Source organism: Pseudomonas thermotolerans DSM 14292 (genome assembly GCF_000364625.1).
Taxonomy (GTDB): domain Bacteria; phylum Pseudomonadota; class Gammaproteobacteria; order Pseudomonadales; family Pseudomonadaceae; genus Aquipseudomonas; species Aquipseudomonas thermotolerans.
This window is the reverse complement of sequence record NZ_KB822616.1, coordinates 24,091-44,001: the sequence shown is the minus strand read 5'-3', so window position 1 is coordinate 44,001 and position 19,911 is coordinate 24,091. Positions and strand designations below refer to the sequence as shown.

General features: G+C 69.1%; 17 protein-coding genes. 8 read left to right on the top strand and 9 right to left on the bottom strand.

From position 1 onward, the window contains the following. Window positions 1–246 precede the first annotated feature (246 nt). On the top strand, window positions 247–2,355 hold the full coding sequence (locus H165_RS0113555; protein WP_017939478.1) for a TonB-dependent siderophore receptor: 2,109 nt from the start codon (window positions 247–249) through the stop codon (window positions 2,353–2,355). 34 nt (window positions 2,356–2,389) lie between these two features. On the opposite strand, the gene cls is transcribed toward H165_RS0113555, so the two are convergent. Beyond that, window positions 2,390–3,832, bottom strand: a complete 1,443-nt coding sequence (cls, locus tag H165_RS0113550) for a cardiolipin synthase (RefSeq protein WP_026146626.1) — start codon at window positions 3,830–3,832, stop codon at window positions 2,390–2,392. A 53-nt stretch (window positions 3,833–3,885) separates the two neighbouring features. Beyond that, complete coding sequence (gene folE2, locus H165_RS0113545) at window positions 3,886–4,779, bottom strand: GTP cyclohydrolase FolE2 (RefSeq protein ID WP_017939476.1); 894 nt, start codon at window positions 4,777–4,779, stop codon at window positions 3,886–3,888. Window positions 4,780–4,891: 112 nt separating this feature from the next. On the opposite strand from folE2, the gene zigA reads away from it, so the two are divergent. Beyond that, window positions 4,892–6,097 (top strand): zinc metallochaperone GTPase ZigA, encoded by a 1,206-nt coding sequence (zigA, locus tag H165_RS0113540; RefSeq protein WP_017939475.1) that lies wholly within the window; start codon window positions 4,892–4,894, stop codon window positions 6,095–6,097. Here zigA and H165_RS0113535 read toward each other — a convergent pair. Next, window positions 6,094–6,447, bottom strand: a complete 354-nt coding sequence (locus H165_RS0113535) for a hypothetical protein (RefSeq protein WP_017939474.1) — start codon at window positions 6,445–6,447, stop codon at window positions 6,094–6,096. The two genes, zigA and H165_RS0113535, sit on opposite strands and share 4 nt — an antisense overlap. Window positions 6,448–6,514: 67 nt before the next feature. Between H165_RS0113535 and H165_RS0113530 the strand changes: the two genes are divergently transcribed. Then, a complete protein-coding gene (locus tag H165_RS0113530) occupies window positions 6,515–7,489 on the top strand; it encodes a CobW family GTP-binding protein (protein WP_026146625.1) in 975 nt (324 codons plus the stop codon). Between the two features lie 91 nt (window positions 7,490–7,580). Here the strand turns inward: H165_RS0113530 and H165_RS0113525 are convergent, their stop codons facing one another. Further along, entirely contained in the window at window positions 7,581–8,888 is a 1,308-nt protein-coding gene (locus H165_RS0113525) for an MFS transporter (RefSeq protein WP_017939472.1), read from the bottom strand. A gap of 388 nt (window positions 8,889–9,276) precedes the next feature. Between H165_RS0113525 and H165_RS0113520 the strand changes: the two genes are divergently transcribed. Both H165_RS0113520 and H165_RS0113515 read left to right on the top strand, forming a co-directional pair. Further along, window positions 9,277–10,161, top strand: coding sequence for an alpha/beta fold hydrolase (locus tag H165_RS0113520; protein ID WP_017939471.1), 885 nt, complete (start codon window positions 9,277–9,279; stop codon window positions 10,159–10,161). Continuing rightward, a complete protein-coding gene (locus H165_RS0113515) occupies window positions 10,158–10,532 on the top strand; it encodes a DUF7079 family protein (protein WP_017939470.1) in 375 nt (124 codons plus the stop codon). The genes H165_RS0113520 and H165_RS0113515 overlap by 4 nt, the downstream gene beginning before the upstream one ends. On the opposite strand, the gene H165_RS0113510 is transcribed toward H165_RS0113515, so the two are convergent. The 5 genes from H165_RS0113510 to H165_RS0113480 form a co-directional block, all read right to left on the bottom strand. Then, window positions 10,517–10,945: a DUF3301 domain-containing protein gene (locus H165_RS0113510; protein ID WP_017939469.1), complete on the bottom strand. Its 429-nt coding sequence runs from the start codon at window positions 10,943–10,945 to the stop codon at window positions 10,517–10,519. The genes H165_RS0113515 and H165_RS0113510 overlap by 16 nt on opposite strands. A gap of 269 nt (window positions 10,946–11,214) precedes the next feature. Beyond that, a complete protein-coding gene (locus tag H165_RS19620; protein ID WP_017939468.1) occupies window positions 11,215–11,358 on the bottom strand; it encodes a hypothetical protein in 144 nt (47 codons plus the stop codon). A gap of 73 nt (window positions 11,359–11,431) precedes the next feature. After that, window positions 11,432–11,911: an acyl-CoA thioesterase gene (locus H165_RS0113495; protein ID WP_017939467.1), complete on the bottom strand. Its 480-nt coding sequence runs from the start codon at window positions 11,909–11,911 to the stop codon at window positions 11,432–11,434. A gap of 121 nt (window positions 11,912–12,032) precedes the next feature. Continuing rightward, the gene (locus H165_RS0113490) at window positions 12,033–13,400 is read right to left on the bottom strand and encodes a glutamine synthetase family protein (RefSeq protein WP_017939466.1); all 1,368 of its coding nucleotides are present in this window, start codon (window positions 13,398–13,400) and stop codon (window positions 12,033–12,035) included. Window positions 13,401–13,593: 193 nt separating this feature from the next. After that, window positions 13,594–14,985, bottom strand: a complete 1,392-nt coding sequence (locus tag H165_RS0113480) for an aspartate aminotransferase family protein (RefSeq protein ID WP_017939464.1) — start codon at window positions 14,983–14,985, stop codon at window positions 13,594–13,596. 121 nt (window positions 14,986–15,106) lie between these two features. Between H165_RS0113480 and H165_RS0113475 the strand changes: the two genes are divergently transcribed. The 3 genes from H165_RS0113475 to H165_RS0113465 all read left to right on the top strand — a co-directional run bounded on the left by H165_RS0113475 (window position 15,107) and on the right by H165_RS0113465 (window position 19,898). Further along, window positions 15,107–15,883, top strand: coding sequence for an SDR family NAD(P)-dependent oxidoreductase (locus H165_RS0113475; RefSeq protein WP_026146624.1), 777 nt, complete (start codon window positions 15,107–15,109; stop codon window positions 15,881–15,883). A gap of 34 nt (window positions 15,884–15,917) precedes the next feature. Then, complete coding sequence (locus tag H165_RS0113470) at window positions 15,918–16,616, top strand: GntR family transcriptional regulator (RefSeq protein ID WP_017939462.1); 699 nt, start codon at window positions 15,918–15,920, stop codon at window positions 16,614–16,616. Window positions 16,617–17,012: 396 nt separating this feature from the next. Continuing rightward, window positions 17,013–19,898 carry a monovalent cation/H+ antiporter subunit A gene (locus H165_RS0113465; RefSeq protein WP_017939461.1) on the top strand — a complete coding sequence of 962 codons (2,886 nt, stop codon included), beginning with the start codon at window positions 17,013–17,015 and terminating at the stop codon, window positions 19,896–19,898. The last annotated feature ends 13 nt before the right edge of the window (window positions 19,899–19,911 follow it).

Genomic DNA, 19,911 nt, shown 5'->3' with positions numbered 1-19,911 from the left:
CCTCGGCAGCCGGTCAGGGAACCCCCATGTGGCGCGAGCCCATGGGGGTTTCGTTCATTAGTGGGCGGCGTTCTCCATATTTGTAAATGATTTGTATTGACCCGTGCCGCGGCATCCTGCAAGAATATTATAGATAATGATTAGCGTTTGCGAATTGGCGAAGGCCGTGCCCCGCGGCATTCAGTTGCCAATGGACTGCTGCTAGCCATCGATCGCGCAACAGGAGAGCTTCCCTTGCAGAGCAGAATGCCCCCCCTCGCCGTGGCGCTCGTCGCGGCCTGCAGCTTCTCGTCGGCGCTGGCCGAGGAGGAGTCCGGCCAGCTGGAACTGGATGCCCTGACTGTCACCGCCAGCTCGGAGGCGAGTGCGCCGGACAGCTACCAGGCGCCGCCGAGCCGCGCCTCCACCGGCTTGAAGCTGACCCCGCGGCAGACTCCGCAGGCGATGTCCACGGTCAGCCGCGCGCAGATCGAGGACTTCCGCCTCACCAGCATCAACGAGGCGCTGAAGTTCACTCCCGGGGTCACCGTCGAGTCGGTGGAGACCGACCGCACCTACTTCACCTCCCGCGGCTTCGACATCACCAACTTCCAGTTCGACGGGGTGGGCATTCCCTTCACCTGGGGCGGCCAGGAAGGCTCGCCGGACCTGGCGCCCTTCGAGCGCATCGAGGTGGTGCGCGGCGCCAACGGCCTGATGAGCGGCAGCGGCAACCCTTCGGCGACCGTCAACTTCGTGCGCAAGCGGCCCACCGCCGATCCCCTGGCGCGCATCGACCTCACCGCCGGCTCCTGGGACAAGAGGCGCATCGAGGCGGACGTTTCCGGGGCGCTGAGCGACGCCGGCAACGTCCGCGGCCGTGCGGTCTATGCCCACGAGAAGGGCAATTCCTACCTGGACCGCTACGCCTTGGAGAAGCACGTGTTCTACGGCGTGCTGGAAGCTGACCTGGGCGAGGCCACGGTGTTCAGCCTTGGCCACACGCTGAACGAGAGCCAGGCCGACAGCCCGATGTGGGGCGCGCTGCCGCTGTTCGACTCGCTGGGCCGTTCCACCCATCTGTCGCGCTCCACCAGCACGGCGGCCGACTGGGCCTGGTGGAACAACCAGGAAGGCCGCACCTTCGCCGAGCTGACCCACAGCTTCGCCAACGACTGGCAGGCCAGGGGCACGCTCACCTACGTGAAGAAGGAGAGCGACTCCGCGCTGTTCTACGTGCTCGGCACCCCGGACGCCGCCACCGGACAGGGGCTGTCCGGCTACCCCTCGCTGTACGAGGGCGAGACCCGCCAGTGGCTGGCCGACCTGTCGCTCAGCGGGCCGTTCCGCCTTGCCGGCCGCGAGCACGAGCTGATGCTGGGCGCCAACTGGTACAAGTCGGAAGTGGAGGATCTATCCTTCTACATCCCCGGCTTCTTCGTGCCGGTGCCGACGAAGGACATCTATGCCGGGGACTTCCCCAAGCCGGCTAGCTGGGTCAACCCCGACGGCGCCGAGTACGAGGACAGGCAGAAGAGCTTCTACACGGCAGCGCGCCTCAGCCTGAGCGACGCCCTGTCCCTGGTGCTGGGCGCCCGGGCCATCAAGCTGGAGACCAGCGGGCAGTCCTACGGGGTGGATCGGGCCCGCGAGGATGACGACATCCTGCCCTATGCCGGGCTGGTCTACGACCTGAACGAGCAGTTCTCCGTGTACGCCAGCTACACCGAGATCTTCAACCCGCAGAAGGAGATGGGCGCCGACCTGCGCCGCCTCGACCCCATCGAGGGGGAGAACTACGAAGTGGGGATCAAGGGCGAGCTGTTCGACGGCCGGCTCAACGTCGCCGCGGCGGTGTTCCGCACCAAGCAGTCCAACGTGGCCGAGTCCCTCGGCTTCGACCTCGGCAGCGGCCAGCAGATCTACGAGGGCGTCGACTACCTGAGCGAAGGCTACGAGCTGGAAGTCTCCGGCGAGCTGCTGCCGGACCTGCAGGTGATGGGCGGCTACACCTTCGTGGACATCCAGAACGCTGACCACAGCCACGGCCGCACCTACGCGCCCAAGCATCTGCTGCGCGCCTCCACGGTCTACCGCCTGCCGCAGCTGCCGCAGCTGAAGGTCGGTGCCAACCTCAGCTGGCAGGACGACATTCACCGCGAGGTGGGCCTGCCGGACGGCAGTACCGGGCGCGTCGAGCAGGACGCCTACGCCCTGGTCGGCCTGATGGCCAGCTACGACTTCGCCCCCAACTGGAGCCTGGCGGCCAACCTCAACAACCTGACCAACGAGAAGTACATCACCAGCCTGTACTGGGATCAGAGCTTCTACGGCGCGCCGCGCAACGCCAGCCTGACCCTGAGCTGGAAGTACTGAATCCGCCCCGGCGCCGGTCCGGGAAGGCCGGCGCTTAGAGGATCGGCGAGATCAGCCGGGCCACGCGCATGCCCAGCTGGCGCAGGCGGGCGATGTTCTGGTCGTCATCCTCGCCGATCTCCACGGACCGGCTGAAGTCCTCCTCGAGCATGTCGCGGACCTGCCCGGCCAGACCCGTGTCGTGGGTCAGCAGCATCACCTCGAAGTTCAGGCGAAACGAGCGGTTGTCCAGGTTGGCGCTGCCGATGGCGCAGCTGTCGTCGTCGATCAGCACCACTTTCTGGTGCAGGAAGCCCGGTTGGTAGCGGAACACGCGGATGCCTGCGCGTACCGCCTCGAAGGCGTACAGGCTGGAGGCGGCGTAGACGATGCGGTGGTCCGGGCGCCCGGGGATCAGGATGCGCACGTCCACGCCGCGCAGCACCGCCAGGTGCAGGGCGGCGAACACCGCCTCGTCGGGGATGAAGTAGGGGGTGGTGATCCACAGTCGCTGGCGTGCCGAGTGGATGGCCTCGACGAAGAACAGCGAACAGGTGTCCTGCGGATCGGCCGGGCCACTGGCGATCAGCTGGCAGAACATCCCGCCCTGGCCAAGCCGTGCCGGCAGCAGCAGTGGCGGCAGGCGGCGGGTGGCCCAGTACCAGTCCTCGGCGAAGGTCTCCTGCAGGCAGGTCAGCACCGGCCCGCGCACCTCCGCGTGGGTATCCCGCCAGGGCGCCAGCGGTGGCTTGAGGCCGAGATACTCGTCGCCGACGTTGTGGCCGCCGACGAAGCCCACCTCGCCGTCCACCACCACGATCTTGCGGTGGTTGCGGAAGTTGATCTGGAAGCGGTTGAGCATCCCGCGGCGGGTGGTGAAGGCGTGCACCTGCACGCCGCCGGCGCGCAGCCGCTCGACGTAGGCGCTCGACAGGGTGTGGCTGCCGATGCCGTCGTAGAGCAGGTAGACGCCTACCCCGGCGGCCGCACGGGCGATCAGCAGGTCGGCGAGACGGCGGCCAAGGGGGTCGTCGCGGAGGATGAAGAACTGCACCAGCACCGCGCGGCGTGCCGCGGCGATGGCGGCGAAGATCGCCTCGAAGGTGGCCTGGCCGTCCACCAGCAGGCGTACCTGGTTGTGTGCCAGTGGCGGCATCGGGCTCAGCCGTGGCAGGGCCAGCAGCTTGTCGGAACGGGTGGCCTGGCGCGCTGCCAGGGCCTCGGCGACCCAGGGCCGCCAGTCGAGCGCGGCCATGGCCTCGTGCATCTCCCGGTTGGCCTGACGCCGCGCGCGGATGTAGGCGTCGAAGCGGCTGCGGCCGAACACCAGGTAGGGCAGCAGGGTCAGGTAGGGCATGAACAGCAGCGACAGCGCCCAGGCAATGGCGCCCTGGGCCGTGCGCACGCTGAGCACGGCATGGATCGCCGCCACCACGCCGAGCAGCTGGACGAAAGCGATCAGGTAACCCAATAGGTGGGGGATTGAGGCGAGATCCATTCCGGCTACTGGTTCGGGAAGGTCGCACCAGACTACCTGCTCCGCCGCCGCATTCAATCCCCCGGCCAGTTCCAGCGGCTCTCCGCCACCGCGTCGTGGGCGTGCAGGCTCTCGGCGTGCTCGACCCGCACCTGGAATCCGGCCAGCATGGGCAGGGTGCGCAGGCAGCGGCTCAGGCGTCGCGCGGCATCCTCGCAGAACATCGGGTTCTGCCCGTTGGCCAGGGCGAAGGCCTGCTCGTCGGCGCGCTTCACCGCGGTCTGCAGGGCGGTGCCCAAGGCCGCCTCCAACGGCTCGATCAGCTCGAGCACGGGCAGCGTCGTGCAGCCGGCGGCCAGGCGCACGCGGATCCGGGCTGTGCTGCGCTGGCTGTGCGGGGTGGCGACTATCCCCTGGGCGCTGCCAATCCAGGCGAGGACCGCGGCATGGTCTGGGGTGCGGCCGGCGAAATCGGTGGCGAAACGCTGCTGGATCAACTGGCGGGCCAGGGCGGCGGAGCAGGGGCAGGTGGAGGAATAGCCGATCTCCAGGCCGAGTTCCACGTGAAACCCCCGGGCGTCCAGGCAGGCATCCAGCTGCAGCGGATAGGCCTTCCAGCCGGCCAGGGGGCTGACCAGCGCCGGCCGCTCGAGCAGTGCCTCCAGGCGCAGGGCAAGATTGGCTCGGCGGGACAGTCCGGAATGGCTGGCCAGGAAGTCTGCCAGCACCCGGTGCAGCAGCGCTGGGGTCAGTTCCTCCTGTTGCAGTGCCGCGAGGGCCAGGTACAGGCGCGACATGTGGATGCCGCGCGCCCGGCCGTCGGCCAGGTCCACCCCAGCGTCGGCCCGCGCCGCCTGGCGCTGGCCGGCGAGGATCACCGGCAGGGCGATGCCGCACATGCCCACCCAGTCGAGGGGAAGGGGCTGATCGGGACTGGCTTGGCTGGCGATGTCGGGCAAGGCATTCATCGGCTATCTCGGCGATTGGTTGATCTGTATTGTTATAATATAACATTATCAGCTTCGGGCAGCGGCCATAGAGAGCTGCTGCGTTACTTCCCCCGATTTCCGAGAGAGAACCATGGATACCCGCCTTCCCGTCACCGTTCTGTCCGGCTTCCTGGGCGCCGGCAAGAGCACCCTGCTCAACCATGTGCTGAAGAACCGCGCCGGCCGCCGGGTGGCGGTGATCGTCAACGACATGAGCGAGATCAACATCGACGCCAGCGAGGTGCAGCGCGACATCAGCCTGTCCCGGGGCGAGGAGCGCCTGGTGGCGATGAGCAACGGCTGCATTTGTTGCACCCTGCGCGAGGACCTGCTTGAGGAGGTCAGCCGCCTGGCCCGGGAAGGGCGCTTCGACTACCTGCTGATCGAGTCCACCGGGATCGCCGAGCCCCTGCCGGTGGCCGAGACCTTCACCTTCCGCGATGCCCAGGGCCAGAGCCTCTCCGACCTGGCACGCCTGGACACCCTGGTCACCGTGGTGGACGGGGTGAACTTCCTGCGCGACTTTCAGGCCGCGCCCAGCCTGGAGAGTCGCGGGGAAAGCCTGGGCGGCGAGGACGAACGGACCCTCACCGACCTCTTGATCGACCAGGTGGAGTTCGCCGACGTGCTGCTGATCAGCAAGACCGACCTGATCGGCGCCGAGGAGCTGGCCGAGCTGACCGCCATCCTGCGTAGCCTCAACACCCAGGCGGAGATCCTGCCGATGCGTCTGGGCCAGGTGCCCCTGGAGAAGATCCTCGACACCGGGCGCTTCGACTTCGCACGGGCCGCCCAGGCCCCCGGCTGGCTCAAGGAGCTGCGCGGCGAGCACGTCCCGGAAACCGAGGCCTACGGCATCGCCTCCGGCAGCTACCGGGCGCGCCGGCCGTTCCACCCGCAGCGCTTCTACGAGTTCCTGACCCGCGAATGGGACAACGGCCGCCTGCTGCGCTCCAAGGGCTACTTCTGGCTGGCCAGCCAGCACCGCGAGGCGGGCAGCTGGTCCCAGGCCGGCGGGCTGATGCGCCATGGCCCGGCCGGCTTCTGGTGGCGCTACGTGCCGCGCGAGCACTGGCCGCAGGACGAGGACAGCCTGCGCAGCATCCTCGCCAACTGGGAGGCCGAGGTGGGCGACTGCCGCCAGGAGCTGGTGTTCATCGGCCAGCACATCGACTTCGCGCGGCTCAGCGCCGAGCTGGATGCCTGCCTGCTCGACGACGACGAAATGGCCGCCGGCCCAGAGGCTTGGCAGCGCCTGGACGATCCCTTCGGGCCCTGGAGCGCGCCGGCCGCCTAACGGGCGAACCAGACCCCGTGGCTCTGCCGCTCGCAGTAGGGCTTGAGGTAGGCGGCGTCGCTGGCCACCCCGTAGTAATGGATGTCCTGGCGGTAGGGCAGGTTGCCGACCTGGGCATTGCGACAGACGCCGAAGGCGCCCTGTGGACACTTTTCCAGGTGCTCCACCTCGACCTTCTGGCCCTTCAGCTGCGGCTGGCAGAAGCCGTTGCGGAACAGCTGTGCCGGGATGCTGCGGTTCTCCTGGCAGACCTTGACGTCCAGGCGGTCGCCCTGGCTGTGCACCAGGCAGGCCTCGGCGCGGGCCAGAAGCGGCAGGGTGGAACACAACAGGACGAGCAGGCGGCGCATGGGGCTGGTCTCCGGACGCGAAGGCCTGCACTCTAGGACCTTTGCCATCCTGCGGACAACCATCCCCGTGCTTTCCCGGATTCCCACCCACCTGATCGCTGGCCCGCTGGGCGCCGGCAAGACCAGCCTGATCCGCCAGCTGCTCGCCCAGCGCCCGGCGGACGAACGCTGGGCGGTGCTGATCAACGAGTTCGGCCAGATCGGCCTGGACGCCGCCTTGCTGAGCGAGGGGGACGACGGAGTGCAGCTCGCCGAGGTGGCCGGCGGCTGCCTGTGCTGCGTCAACGGCGCGCCCTTCCAGGTCGGCCTGGCCCGCCTGCTGCGCCGCGCCCGGCCGCAGCGCCTGCTGATCGAACCCTCTGGGCTGGGCCATCCGGACCGCCTGCTGCGCCAGTTGGGCGAAGCGCCCTGGGACGAGGTGCTGACCGTTCAGCCGCTGGTGCTGGTGCTGGATGCCGCCGCTCTGGCCGCCGGCGATGCGCTGCCGGCGGCGCAGCGCGAGGCCCTGGATGGCGCCGGGCTGCTGGTGCTGAACAAGGCGGAACACCTCGATGCCGCAGCGCGCGACCGGGTACAGGCCAGTCTGCCGGCGCGGCCGCTGTACTGGACCAGCCAGGGCCGCCTGCCGTTGACCGCACTGCCCGGCCACGATATGCGCGCCGGCGAACCGGCGGCGGACGGGCTGCCGCCGGGGGTGGAGGCGCCGCCACTCGTCTGGCGCACGCCGGCCGAGCCGGTCTGCCTGACCCAGGCGCAGGTCGAGGGCTGGAGCATCGGCTGGCGCTGGCATCCCAGCCAGCGCTTCGAACTGCTGCGCCTCCAGCAGTGGCTGGGCGGCCTGCCCTGGCGGCGCGCCAAGCTGGTGATGCACAGCAACGCCGGTTGGCTGTCGGCCAACGCCCTGGCCGGCGAGGCGCTGCAGTGGCGTTCCAGCGAGTGGCGTCGGGACTCGCGCCTGGAGCTGATCTTCGCCGCGCCCCAGGACGTGTCGGCGCTGCAGGCGGGGATGGTGGCCTGCCGCCTGGAGCCGGAGCAGGGCTGAGACGCTACCGAGCGTTCGAGTCGCGCTCAGGTACTTCTTTCGGCCAACGAAAAACGGGCCCAGCAGGGCCCGTTTCCGTGTGCGGCCGGGATCAGTCCTGGTTCATCCGCGAGTGGGTGCGAGTGTCCTTCATGAATACGTACACCAGCAGCGAGCAGGCGATGCAGGCGGTGACGTACCAGTAGAACCCACTCTCCATGCCGATGCTCTTGAACCACAGCGCCACGTACTCGGCGGTGCCGCCGAAGATCGACACGGTCAGCGCGTAGGGCAGGCCGACGCCCAGCGCGCGGATCTCGGTGGGGAACAGCTCGGCCTTGACCACGGCGTTGATCGAGGTGTAGCCGCTGACGATGACCAGCGCCGCCATGATCAGGAAGAACGCGCCCCACCAGGTCTCGATGGTATGCAGCGTGCTGAGGATCGGGTAGGTGAACAGGGTGCCCAGCACGCCGAAGGCGATCAGGATCGGGCGGCGGCCGATCCTGTCGGAGAGCCCGCCGACTATGGGTTGCAGCAGCATGAACAGGAACAGCGTGGCGGCCGAGATCATGGTCGAGTCGCCCTTGCTCATGCCCACGGTGTTCACCAGGTACTTCTGCATGTAGGTGGTGTAGGTGTAGAAGGCCAGGGTGCCGCCCATGGTCAGGCCGACCACGGTGAGCACTTCCTTGGGATGACGCAGCAGGGTGCGCAGCAGGCTTTCCTTCGGCTTGTCCTTCTTCCTGGTGAAGGACTCGGTCTCCTCCATGCCGCGGCGCAGGAACATGGCGATCACCGCGCACAGGGCGCCGATCAGGAAGGGCACGCGCCAGCCCCAGCTTTCCAGCTGTTCGGTGGACAGCACCTGCTGGAGGATGATCAGCACCGCCAGGGCGATCAACTGGCCGGAAATCAGGGTCACGTACTGGAAGCTGGAGAAGAAGCCGCGCTGCTCCTGGGTCGCCATCTCCGACAGGTAGGTGGCCGAAGTGCCGTATTCGCCGCCCACCGAGAGGCCCTGCAGCAGGCGCGCGATCACCAGCAGGATGGGCGCGGCGACGCCGATGGTGTCGTAGCCGGGCGTCAGGGCGATGATCAGCGAGCCGAAGCACATCAGCAGAACCGAGGCCAGCAGGGCGGCCTTGCGGCCCTTGCGGTCGGCGTAGATGCCCATCAGCCAGCCGCCGAGAGGCCGCATCAGGAAGCCCACGGCGAAGATCGCTGCGGTGTTGAGCAACTGGGCGGTCATGTCGCCCTGGGGGAAGAAGGCCTTGGCGAAGTACAGCGAGAAGGCTGCGTAGACGTACCAGTCGTACCACTCGACCAGGTTGCCTATCGAACCACTGAGAATCGACTTGATGCGTTGCGATGTCGTGCGGGGTGCTGCAGAGGCAGTCAGGGTACCGGCGTGATCCATATCTTTCCTCGACGCGTTCTCGATGGGTTGTTGTTGTGGGGGGCCGCTGTGCGGCGGCGCCTGGGGGCGGGGCCGTAGCAGGAGCTGTGCCAGGGGCGCAAAGCCCGGAAATGGAGCGGTTTCGGGGGGCGTCGCGGGGCTCGTGAGCGGAATCCCGCCGATGCTGGATTGGTCGTGAGCAGGATTCCGCCGGCGACGGCTCCGGTCGTGCCGATCCTGCAGGGAGGTCGTCACTGGCACGGACGCCCCGCTCCCTGGGGGAGGGAGAATGGCGGGGGCGGCGGTGCCGGGGATTGCTGCGCCGCGCCTACGAGTACTGCCGACCCGACCACTGCAGCGGACGGCCCGCTTCGGATACACTGCGCCCAGTCGTTTCGAGGCCCGTTCGATGCACTTGATTCCCTGGTCGCACCCTACCTCCGCCGGCTTCACCCTGCGTGGCTGGCACAGCGAGCCGTCCGGCAGGCCGCTGCTGCACTTCCTGCACGGCAACGGCTTCTGCGGGCGCACCTACGAGCCCATGCTGCGTCTGCTGGCGGCGGACTTCGATCTCTGGCTGTGCGACGTCCAGGGCCATGGCGACAGCGACCACGGCGGGCGCTTCCGCGGCTGGAACCGCAGTGCCGAGCTGGCGGTGGAGGCCTTCGAGGCCGGCCTCGGGCGCTTCGGTTCGGTGCCGCGCTTCGCCTGCGGACACAGCTTCGGCGGGGTGCTGAGCTGCCTGATCCTCGCCAAGTGGCCGACGCTGTTCCGCCGCGCGGTGCTGCTCGACCCGGTTCTGTTCACCCCGGCGATGATCGGGCTGATGAGCTTCGCCGAGGTGCTCGGTCTGCACCGACGGCATAGCATGGCGGCGCGGGCTGCGGCGCGGCGCAGCCGCTGGCCGGACCGCCAGGCCGCCTACCAGGCGCTGCACGGTCGCGGCATCTACCGGGGCTGGACCGACGCCGCGCTCCGGGCCTACGTTGAACACGCGCTGGTCGAGGTGGACGGCGGCGTCGAGCTGAAGTGCCGGCCGAGCCGGGAGGCGGAGATCTTCGCCTCCTGCCCGAAGCGCCTGTGGCCGTCGCTGGCGCGCATCGAAACTCCCAGCCTGATCCTCTACGGCCTGACCACCTATCCCTTCGTCGCCAGGTCGGTGGCCCGGCTCACCGCCCGCAACCCGCACGTCAGCGCCCGCCAGGTGCCCGGCGGGCACTGCTTCATGCAGGAGTTCCCCGAGGACAGCGCGCAGCGGGTGGCGGACTTCTTGTTGCGGCGCGAATCGAGATGACGAGCCCTGATCCCGTCCGTCTGCGCGTCTGGCAGGCGCTGGCCAGCCTCTGGCTGGACACCGAGCTGCAGGATCACCAGCTGCGCTGGATCGCCGCCGAGCTGCGCGCCAGCGGGCTGCCGCGGGAGGAACTGGAGGCCATCTACCTGTACGAGGTGGCGCCGCTGCTGTGGCCCAACCTGTGGACCCCGGCCGGGGCCTGGGCGGGCTTCGATGCCGCCTGGCTAGCCGCCGGCTGCGAGCGCAACCGGCAGCGCCGGGCGAGCCGCTGGCATCGCGGCAAGTGCCGGCTGCTGCGCTGGCTGATGACCGGGGCGACCCTCGGCGATTGGCGTCAGGTACAGCTGTTACTGGATCAGGAATTCCACTGATCGTGCTGGCGGCGCCAGTCGCTCAGGGAGATCACCTTGGCGGCCGAGCGGGCCGCCGGGTGCTCCAGGGGCGGTTCGCTCGCCGCCTCGGCCCGGGCGTCGAAGGGATGCGGGGCCAGCTCGATGCGCCCCAGGTGACGGCCGAACAGGGTGATGCTGCCGGGGTGGCGCTGTTCGCCGGTGACCGTGAACTCGAAGGCGTAGGTCCGCGCAAGGCGCTTGCGGCCACGGGCGTCGGGGACCAGGGCGATGCGCCGCAGGGCGACGTTGTCGTCGAGCAGCAGCACGTCGGCGCGCGCGCAGTGCTGGCGGACCAGCTCCAGGGCGCGTTCGCGCAGGCCATGGGCATGCCACAGCCAGGCGCCGGCGGTGGCGATCAGCAGCAGGACGAACAGGTTACCCAGGGTCAGCATGGCGGTTCCGTCAGGGACAGGGGCATCCAGCTTATCACCGCCGCCCGGCCAGGGAAGGGCCCGCCGGGAGGACGGGCGGCTCAGGCGGCTCTGGAGTCCGGGGTCGCTTGTCCCGGACGGAGCCGTCACCTGGGGCGATCTTCCGCTCGCTCATCATCACCAGGTCGCGGCCGGTCTCCGGCATCACGCCGATCTCCGACAGCTCGTGGGACAGCTCCCTGTCGGCGACGAAGCCGGGATGAGGGGCCGACCAAGATCCCGGCGATCAGCTAGGCGACCAGCGGCGCCAGGCGCAGACGGGTGGTCAGGGCGCTGAGGAAGTAGGCGAGCGCCAAGCCGACGGCGATGGTGGCGATCAGGGGCGCATGCGGGGCATCGAAGCTCTCGGAGGCGCCGCGCGGCGGGCCATCCAACCCGGCTGTCGCGCCCCTTTCGGAACGGTCGTTTTCAACGGAATGCGGCAGACGTGACGGGCGCGCCGCCGGCTCATTCATCGCGGATGTCCCGGTAGCGGCGCTCCAGTTCCTGGCGCAGGGCGCGGCGCTGCTCGCCCTGGCGGAAGCGCCGGCGCTCCTCGGCGGTCTTCGGCTCGCGCGGCGGCACCCGGCAGGGCTTGCCGTGCTCGTCTACGGCGACCATGGTGAAGAAACAGCTGTTGGTGTGGCGCACCGACTTCTCGCGGATGTTCTCGGTGATCACCTTGATGCCGATCTCCATAGAGGTGGTGCCGGTGTAGTTGACCGAGGCGAGGAAGGTGACCAGCTCGCCGACGTGGATCGGCTGGCGGAACACCACCTGGTCCACCGAGAGGGTCACCACGTAGCTGCCGGCGTAGCGGCTGGCACAGGCGTAGGCCACCTCGTCGAGGTACTTGAGCAGGGTTCCGCCGTGGACGTTGCCGGAGAAGTTGGCCTTGTCCGGGGTCATCAGGACGGTCATGGTGAGTTGGGCGGCGCCGGCTTCCATCGTGCGACTCCTTGATGGTCAGGGGGGATCGGTCGCACGGCGGAAAGCGCGGGACAGCGGCTGGGCGACGCTGCGCTGCTCCCAGCCGCATCAGGCCGAACATCTGCGTTCGGAGATTCTATCACGCGTGGGTCAGGTACCAGCGCCAGTCCTGCTCGCCCACCTCGCCCATGAACTGCCGGTATTCCTGCCACTTGATGGCCAGGAACACCTTGAGGAAATCGCCGCCGAAGGCCTCCTCGGCCCAGGACGAGCGCTCCAGGGCGTGCAGGGCGGTGAGCCAGTCGGTGGGCAGGAGCTCGCGCGCCTGCTCGTAGCCGTTGCCCTGGACGGCCGGACCGGGATCGCACTGGTGGCGGATGCCGTAGTGGATGCCGGCGAGCACCGCGGCGGCGGCCAGGTAGGGGTTGGCGTCGGCGCCGCAGATGCGGTGCTCGATATGCCGGCTATTGGCCGGGCCGCCGGGCACGCGGAAGGACACGGTGCGGTTGTTGACCCCCCAGCTCTTGGCCAGGGGCGCGTAGCTGTTGGCCTGGAAGCGGCGGAAGGAGTTGGCGTTGGGGCAGAAGATAGCCAGGGAGTCGAGCAGGGTGGCCATCATCCCGCCGATCGCCTGGCGCAGCAGCGGGGTGCCTTCCGGGTCCTCGGCAGCGAACAGGTTGTTGCCCTGTTCGTCGGCCAGGCTGACGTGCAGGTGCAGGCCGCTGCCGGCCAGGTCGCCGAACGGTTTGGCCATGAAGCAGGCCTGCAACCCGTGCTTGTTGGCCACGCCCTTGACCAGGCGCTTGTAGCGGATGCCCTCGTCGATCGCCTGGAGGGCGTCGAAGCGGTGCTCCAGGGTCAGTTCCAGCTGCCCGGGGGCGTATTCGGAGATCGCCGTGCGCAGCGGCAGGCTCTGGGCCTCGCAGGCGGCGTAGAGATCGTCGAGGAACGGCTGCAGCTGCTCCAGCTCGTAGACCCCGTAGACCTGCGGCGCCTGCGGGCGGCTGCCGTTCATCTGCAGCGCCGGCTGCGGGCGGCCTTGGGTGTCGCGCCGCTGGTCCAGCAGATAGAACTCCAGCTCGACGGCCATCACCGGGTGGTAGCCGTCGGCCTTCAGGCGCTCGATGGCGCGCACCAGCACATGGCGTGGGTCGGCGGGGGTGGCCGGCAGGCCGCGTTCGGGGTGCATGCTGACCTGGAACTGCCCGGTGGGCACGTTGCGCCAGGGCTGCAGGGTCAGGCTGCCGGGCAGCGGGTAGGTCCAGCAGTCGGCGTCGGCGACCTCCCAGACCAGGCCGCTGGCTTCCACGTCCTCGCCCTGGATGGTCAGGGCGAGGATCGAGCTGGGCAGCGGCCGGCCGTTCTCGTAGACGGCGAGCAACTCGTCGCGGTGCAGCAGCTTGCCGCGCGGCACACCGTTGGCGTCGATGAGGATCAGCTCGAAGCTGCGCACCTCGGGGTGCCGGGCGAGGAAGTCACGGGCTTCCTGGGGATTGGCGAATTGCATGGTGGTGTCCTTGCGTCTCTTCCCCCCTGGGGAGAGGGTAGTTCAGGCCCAGCAGGGCGGTTTGCCCCTCGCTCCGCTCCTGTCCTGGCGGTAGAGGGGCTGGCGGTTCGGCGTGCTGCGCCCGGGCTGGGCCTCCCTGTCCCCCTGGGGCAGGGGGGCGGGGAGGCTCCCCACCGGCGCGGGGAAGGGCGGTTCAGAGCCTTGCTCCGGGAATCGCCAGCAGCTCGCCGAGGCCCTGGTCGAGGGTGGCGATCAGCCGGTCGACGTCTTCCGCCGTGGTGCTCGGGCAGCACAGGGTCATGTTGTGGAACGGGGTGATCAGGATGCCGCGGTTGATCAGGTACAGGTGCAGGGCCATCTGCAGCTCGTCGTGGAAGGCCGCCTCGGCCTCGGCGCCGGTCTTCGGCGGCTGCGCGCAGAACTGGAATTCGCAGCGCGCGCCCAGCTCGGTCACCGACCACTCGAGGCCATGTTTTGCGATCAGCCCGCGGAAGCCCTCAGCCAGCCGCGCGGCCAGCGGCAGCATGTGGTCGTAGGCGGCCTGGGTCATCACCTCTTCGAGGTTGGCGCGCATGCAGTGCATGGCCAGGGCGTTGGCCGACAGGGTGGTGCCCATGCCGCTGTGGCCGTGGCCCTGGTTGTGCTGGCTGGCGCGCTGGCGGGCTGCGCTCATCGCCTCGGCCATGGCCGCGCTGCAGCCGAACACCCCGCAGGGCACCCCGCCGGCGATCGGCTTGCCGAGTACGAAGAAGTCCGGGTCGAGGTTCCACAATCTGGTGCAGCCGCCGATGCCGGTGGAGATGGTGTGGGTCTCGTCGATGATCAGCAGGCTGCCGTACTTGCGGGTCAGCTCGCGGCACTGCTGCAGGAAGCCCGGTTCGGGCAGGACCATGCCGATGTTGGTCATCGCCGGCTCGCAGAGCAGCGCGCAGACATCGCCTTCCGCCAGCGCGGCCTCCAGGGCGGCGACATCGTTGAAGGGGATGGCGCGGCTGTACTGAGTCAGGTCGTAGGCCTGGCCGATCAGTCCGGCGCGGTGCACCGTCCGTCCGTCGCGCTGGCGGACCATGGCGTCGTCCACGGTGCCGTGGTAGCAGCCGTCGAACACCAGCAGAGTCTTGCGTCCGGTGATCGCCCGCGCCCAGCGCACCACGTAGCGGTTGGCGTCGGTGGCGGTGGCGGTGACCTGCCAGTAGGGCAGGCCGAAGCGCTGGGCGAGCAGCTCGCCGCAAACCACTGCGTCTTCGCCGGGCAGCATGGTGGTCAGGCCGTTGCCGGCCTGCTCGGCGAGGGCCCGGGCGATGGGCTCCGGCGAGTGGCCGAACATGGTGCCGGTGTCGCCCAGGCAGAAGTCCACGTATTCGTGACCGTCCGCGTCGTAGAAGCGCGCGCCCTTGGCGCGTTCGACGAACAGCGGCACCGGTGTCGACCAGTCGGCCATCCAGTGCATGGGCACGCCGCCGTACAGGGAGTGCCGAGCCCGTTCGGCAAGGGCTACGGATTTCGGGTTGCGTTCCAGGAAGCGGGCGCGCTCGCGTGCGGCGAACTGCTCGACGGCGGCGGGGCTGATACCACTGGCGGTCATTTCGAACACCTCGTTTTATTTTTGAAACATAGTGCATTTGTGATCACAATTCTGTCAATCTTTCCTAAAGGCGCCTTGTTCAAGGCGGATGGAACGAAATTGTGATCACGGGAGCTGGAAGATGACCGGAACATTGGTGGGCCAGGTGGTCCTGGTCAGCGGCGCCGGGGCTCGCGACGGCATCGGCATGGCCATCGCCCGCGAGCTGGCCCGGCAGGGCGCCCGGGTGCTGCTCACCGCCAGCAGCGAGCGCGTTCAGCAGCGCGTAGCCGAGCTCGCGGCCGAGGGCTTCACCGCCGCCGGGGCGGTCGCCGATCTCACCGACGAGGTCCAGGTACGCCGTCTGGCCGACTGGGCACAGGGGCAGTTCGGTCCGCTGCAAATCCTGGTCAACAACGCCGGGATGGCCATGCAAGGCAGTCCGGAGCCCTTCGTCGAGCTGGCCGACATGGATCTGGCCACCTGGCAGCTGTCCCTGGACCGCAACCTGGGCAGCGCCTTCCTGCTCACCCGTGCCCTGCTGCCCGGGATGCTCGCCCAGGGCTACGGGCGCATCGTCAACATCAGTTCCACCACCGGCAGCCGCGGCGCCAATCCCGGCGAGGCCGCCTATGCCGCGGCCAAGGCCGGGATGCTCGGCCTTTCCATGAGCCTCGCCCTGGAAGTGGCGAAGCGCGGCGTCACCGTCAACTGCGTGGCCCCGGGGTGGATAGCCACTGGCTCGAGCACCGAGGAAGAGCGCCGCGCCGCCCGGTACACGCCCATGGGGCGCGCCGGGCGTCCCGAGGAGGTGGCCGCCGCGGTGGCCTTCCTGGCCTCGCCGGCAGCCAGTTACATCACCGGCGAGGTGCTGGTGGTGGACGGCGGCAACTGCCTGATCGAGAACAAGGCGCCCTGACGTTTTTTCATTCAGCAACTTCACTGGAGCAGCCATGCGCAACTGCAGTCTGACCTTCGCCCAACTGCCGGCCCCACCGGCAGACAACCTGCAAGAACAGCTCTACCAGAGCATCCGCGCCGACCTTCTGGCCGGTCGTTACGCCCCCGGCCAGGCCCTGAAGATCCGCGACCTGGCCCGCCAGTGGGGGACCAGCGCCATGCCGGTGCGCACCGCCCTGCAGCGCCTGGTGGCGGAAGGCGCCCTGGAGGGCGAACCGCAACGCTCGCTGCGGGTTCCGCCGATGACCCGCGAACGCTACGAACAGCTGCTGCCGGTGCGCCTGGCCCTGGAAGGCCTGGCCGTGGAGCTGGCGGTGCCCAGGCTGAGCCCCGAGGACCTGGAGTGCCTGCGCCACTGCGTGGCGGCCATGCAGAACGCGGTACAGCAGGGCAGCGTCGCGCAGTACCTGGACCAGAACAGCCATTTCCACCTGCATCTCTACCAGCGCTGCGCCAATCCCCTGCTGCTGCGCATGATCGATTCGCTGTGGCTGCAGGTTGGCCCCTTCTTCAACCGCCTGTTCAGCGAGGCGGACCTGTCGCTGCGCCTCAACCAGTTCCACGCCGAGGTGCTCGCCGCTCTGGAGCGCGGCGACGCGACCGCGGCGCGCCAGGCGCTGGAACAGGATCTCAGGTACTTCGGCCACTACCTGCTCGGCCTGCTGGCCTTGGAGGAACAGACCCGGCTTTGATGTTTCAGAGTGTGTCGCAAGGCCATGGCGGGCCTGCCGAGGCTCTACAATCGGGGCCGCGGAGGCTCGGCCGGGAACGGCGGAGGCTCGGCGGATCGATTGTCACCGTGCCCTTGCACCCTCTTCTCCACCCCAGACGCTTCGGCAGCCGGCTGCCGACCCGGCGCTCCTCGACCGTGCCGGGCCCGGACCGACGCTATGCTTGCCGGGCGGACAGCCGTCGCGGTCCGTGCGTCGGGGCCTGAGCGGGCCGGTGGCGGCCGGTCGAGCGGCATGGTTTATTGGCCGCCGGTCGGGGTGGCAAACTCGGTCTGGCCGAATCTGCGGGACAGGCCTCGCTCACGCCCGGGGGCTCTTCGGACGGCCCTCCGGTAACCATTGCCCGGGACAAGTCGCATGCTGTTGTGCTGGATCGTACTACTGCCCTTCGTCGGCAGCCTGCTTGCCGCCCTGCTGCGGGCCAACGCGCGCAACCTGGAGGCCTGGCTGGCCGGGTCGGTGGCGTTCGCCTGCCTGCTGCTGACCCTGCTGCTGCACCCGCAGGTGGCCGCGCAGGGCGTGCTGCGCTTCGAGATTCCCTGGGCGCCAGCCTGGGGCCTGGTGCTGATCCTGCGCATGGACGGCTTCGCCTGGCTGTTCTCCTTGCTGGTCAGCGGCATTGGCCTGCTGGTGGTGCTCTACGCCCGCTACTACATGTCGCCGAAGGATCCGGTGCCGCGCTTCTTCTCCTTCCTGCTGGCCTTCATGGGCGGCATGCTCGGCCTGGTGCTGTCCGGCAACCTGATCCAGCTGGCGCTGTTCTGGGAGCTGACCAGCCTGACCTCGTTCATGCTGATCGGCTACTGGTACCACCGTGCTGATGCCCGCCGCGGCGCGCGCATGGCCTTCACGGTGACCGCCGCCGGCGGCCTGTGCCTGCTGGTGGGGTTGATCCTGCTCGGCCAGGTGGTCGGTAGCTACGACCTGGACGCGGTGCTGGCCGCCCGCGAGGCGATCCAGGCGCACCGCTGGTACCTGGCGATCCTGATCCTGGTGGCCCTGGGCGCGCTGACCAAGAGCGCCCAGTTCCCCTTCCACTTTTGGCTGCCGCGGGCCATGGCGGCGCCCACCCCGGTGTCCGCCTTCCTGCACTCGGCGACCATGGTCAAGGCCGGGGTGTTCATCCTCGCCCGGCTCTGGCCGGTGCTTTCCGGCACCGAGGCGTGGAGCTGGATCATCGGCTCGGCGGGCCTGCTGACCCTGCTGATCGGCGCCTTCCTGGCGATCTTCCAGCATGACCTCAAGGGCCTGCTGGCCTACTCGACCATCAGCCACCTGGGGTTGATCACCCTGCTGCTCGGCATGGGGTCGCCCCTGGCCGCCGTGGCGGCGATCTTCCACCTGCTCAACCACGCCACCTTCAAGGCCTCGCTGTTCATGGCCGCGGGGATCATCGACCACGAGAGCGGCACGCGCGACCTGCGCCGGCTCAGCGGTCTGCGCCGGCAGATGCCGATCACCGCCACCCTGGCGATCGTCGCGGCGGCCTCTATGGCCGGGGTGCCGCTGCTCAACGGCTTCCTCTCCAAGGAGATGTTCTTCGCCGAGGCGGTCAGCGCCGGCGACAGCCGGAACTGGTACCTGTCGGCGGCGGCCACCGTGGCCGGGGCCTTCAGCGTCTGTTACTCGCTGCGCTTCGTCTACGAGGTGTTCTTCGGCCCCAGCGCCACTGACCTGCCCAGCACGCCCCACGAGCCGCCGCACTGGATGCGCTTCCCGGTGGAGTTTCTGGTGCTGATCTGTCTGGTGGTGGGGGTGCTGCCGGCGCTGACCATAGGCCCCTTCCTCGACCTCGGCGTGCGCGCGGTGCTGGGCGCCCAGACCCCGGAATACAGCCTGAGCGTCTGGCACGGCTTCAGCCTGCCGCTGGGCATGAGCGTGCTCGCCCTGCTCGGCGGGGTGCTGCTCTACCTGGTACTGCGCAAGCACTTCCGGGTCACCACCCGCGAGGCGGCGCCGCTGCTCTACCGCTTCGACGGGCAGCGCTACTTCGACCAGATCCTGCTGTCCCTGACCCGCTTTGCCGGCTGGGTGGAGAGCCATTTCAGCAGCGAGGGACTGCAGCGCCAGCTGTTGCTGATCATTCTCGCCGTGCTGCTGCTCGGCGCCCTGGCCATCGGCCGCGACCCGCTGCCCCTAGATTGGCGCCCGGCGCAGTGGGATAGCGCCTTCGCCCTGCTCTGGCTGGTCGGCGGGGTGTGCGCCATCGCCGCCGCCTACCAGGCCAAGTTCCACCGCCTGGCCGCCCTGGCCTTCATGGGCGGGGCGGGCATCGTCACCTGCCTGACCTTCGCCTGGTTCTCGGCGCCGGACCTAGCCATGACCCAGCTGGTGGTGGAGGTGGTCACCACGGTGCTGATCCTGCTCGGCCTGCGCTGGCTGCCGCCGCGTCTGGAGCCCGCCAAGACCGGGGCGCGCGAGACCATCGCCGCCCGCGCGCGGCGCCTGCGCGACTTCCTGATCGCCAGCGCCGCCGGCCTGGCCATGGCGCTGCTTGCCTGGCTGCTGCTGAGTCGCGAGCGCGGCGAGCACCTGGCCGCCTACTTCGTCGAGCGCGCCCTGCCCGAGGGCGGTGGCAGCAACATCGTCAACGTGATCCTGGTGGACTTCCGTGGCTTCGATACCTTCGGCGAGATTGTGGTGCTCGGCGCCGTGGCGCTCACCGTCTACGCCCTGCTGCGGCGCTTCCGTCCGGCGCCGGAGAGCATCCCGCTGCCGCAGCAGCAGGAGGGCAGCAAGCTGCGTCCCGGCGAGGAGGCCATCCACGGCGGCATGATGATCCCCGCGGTGTTCGTCCGCGCGCTGCTGCCGGTGCTGGTGCTGATCGGCCTGTACCTGTTCCTGCGCGGCCACAATGCGCCGGGTGGCGGCTTCGTCGCCGGCCTGGTGCTCTCCGTGGCGATCATCCTGCAGTACATGGTGGCCGGCTCGCTGTGGGTGGAGGCGCATCTGCCGATCCGTCCGCACAACTGGATCGCCCTCGGCCTGTGGTGCGCGGTGCTCACCGGTGCCGGGGCCTTCGTCTTCGGCCATCCGTTCCTGACCAGCCATTCCGCGCATCCGGTGCTGCCGCTCATCGGCGAGGTGCCGCTGCCCAGCGCCTTCTTCTTCGACCTGGGCATCTTCCTGCTGGTGGTCGGCGCCACCGTACTGATTCTGGTCGGCCTGGCCCACCAGTCGATCCGCAGCCACCGCATGCCGAAGGCCGAGGAAGCGCCACCGGCCCGACAGGCCAGCCGATGAACTCACGGGGGAA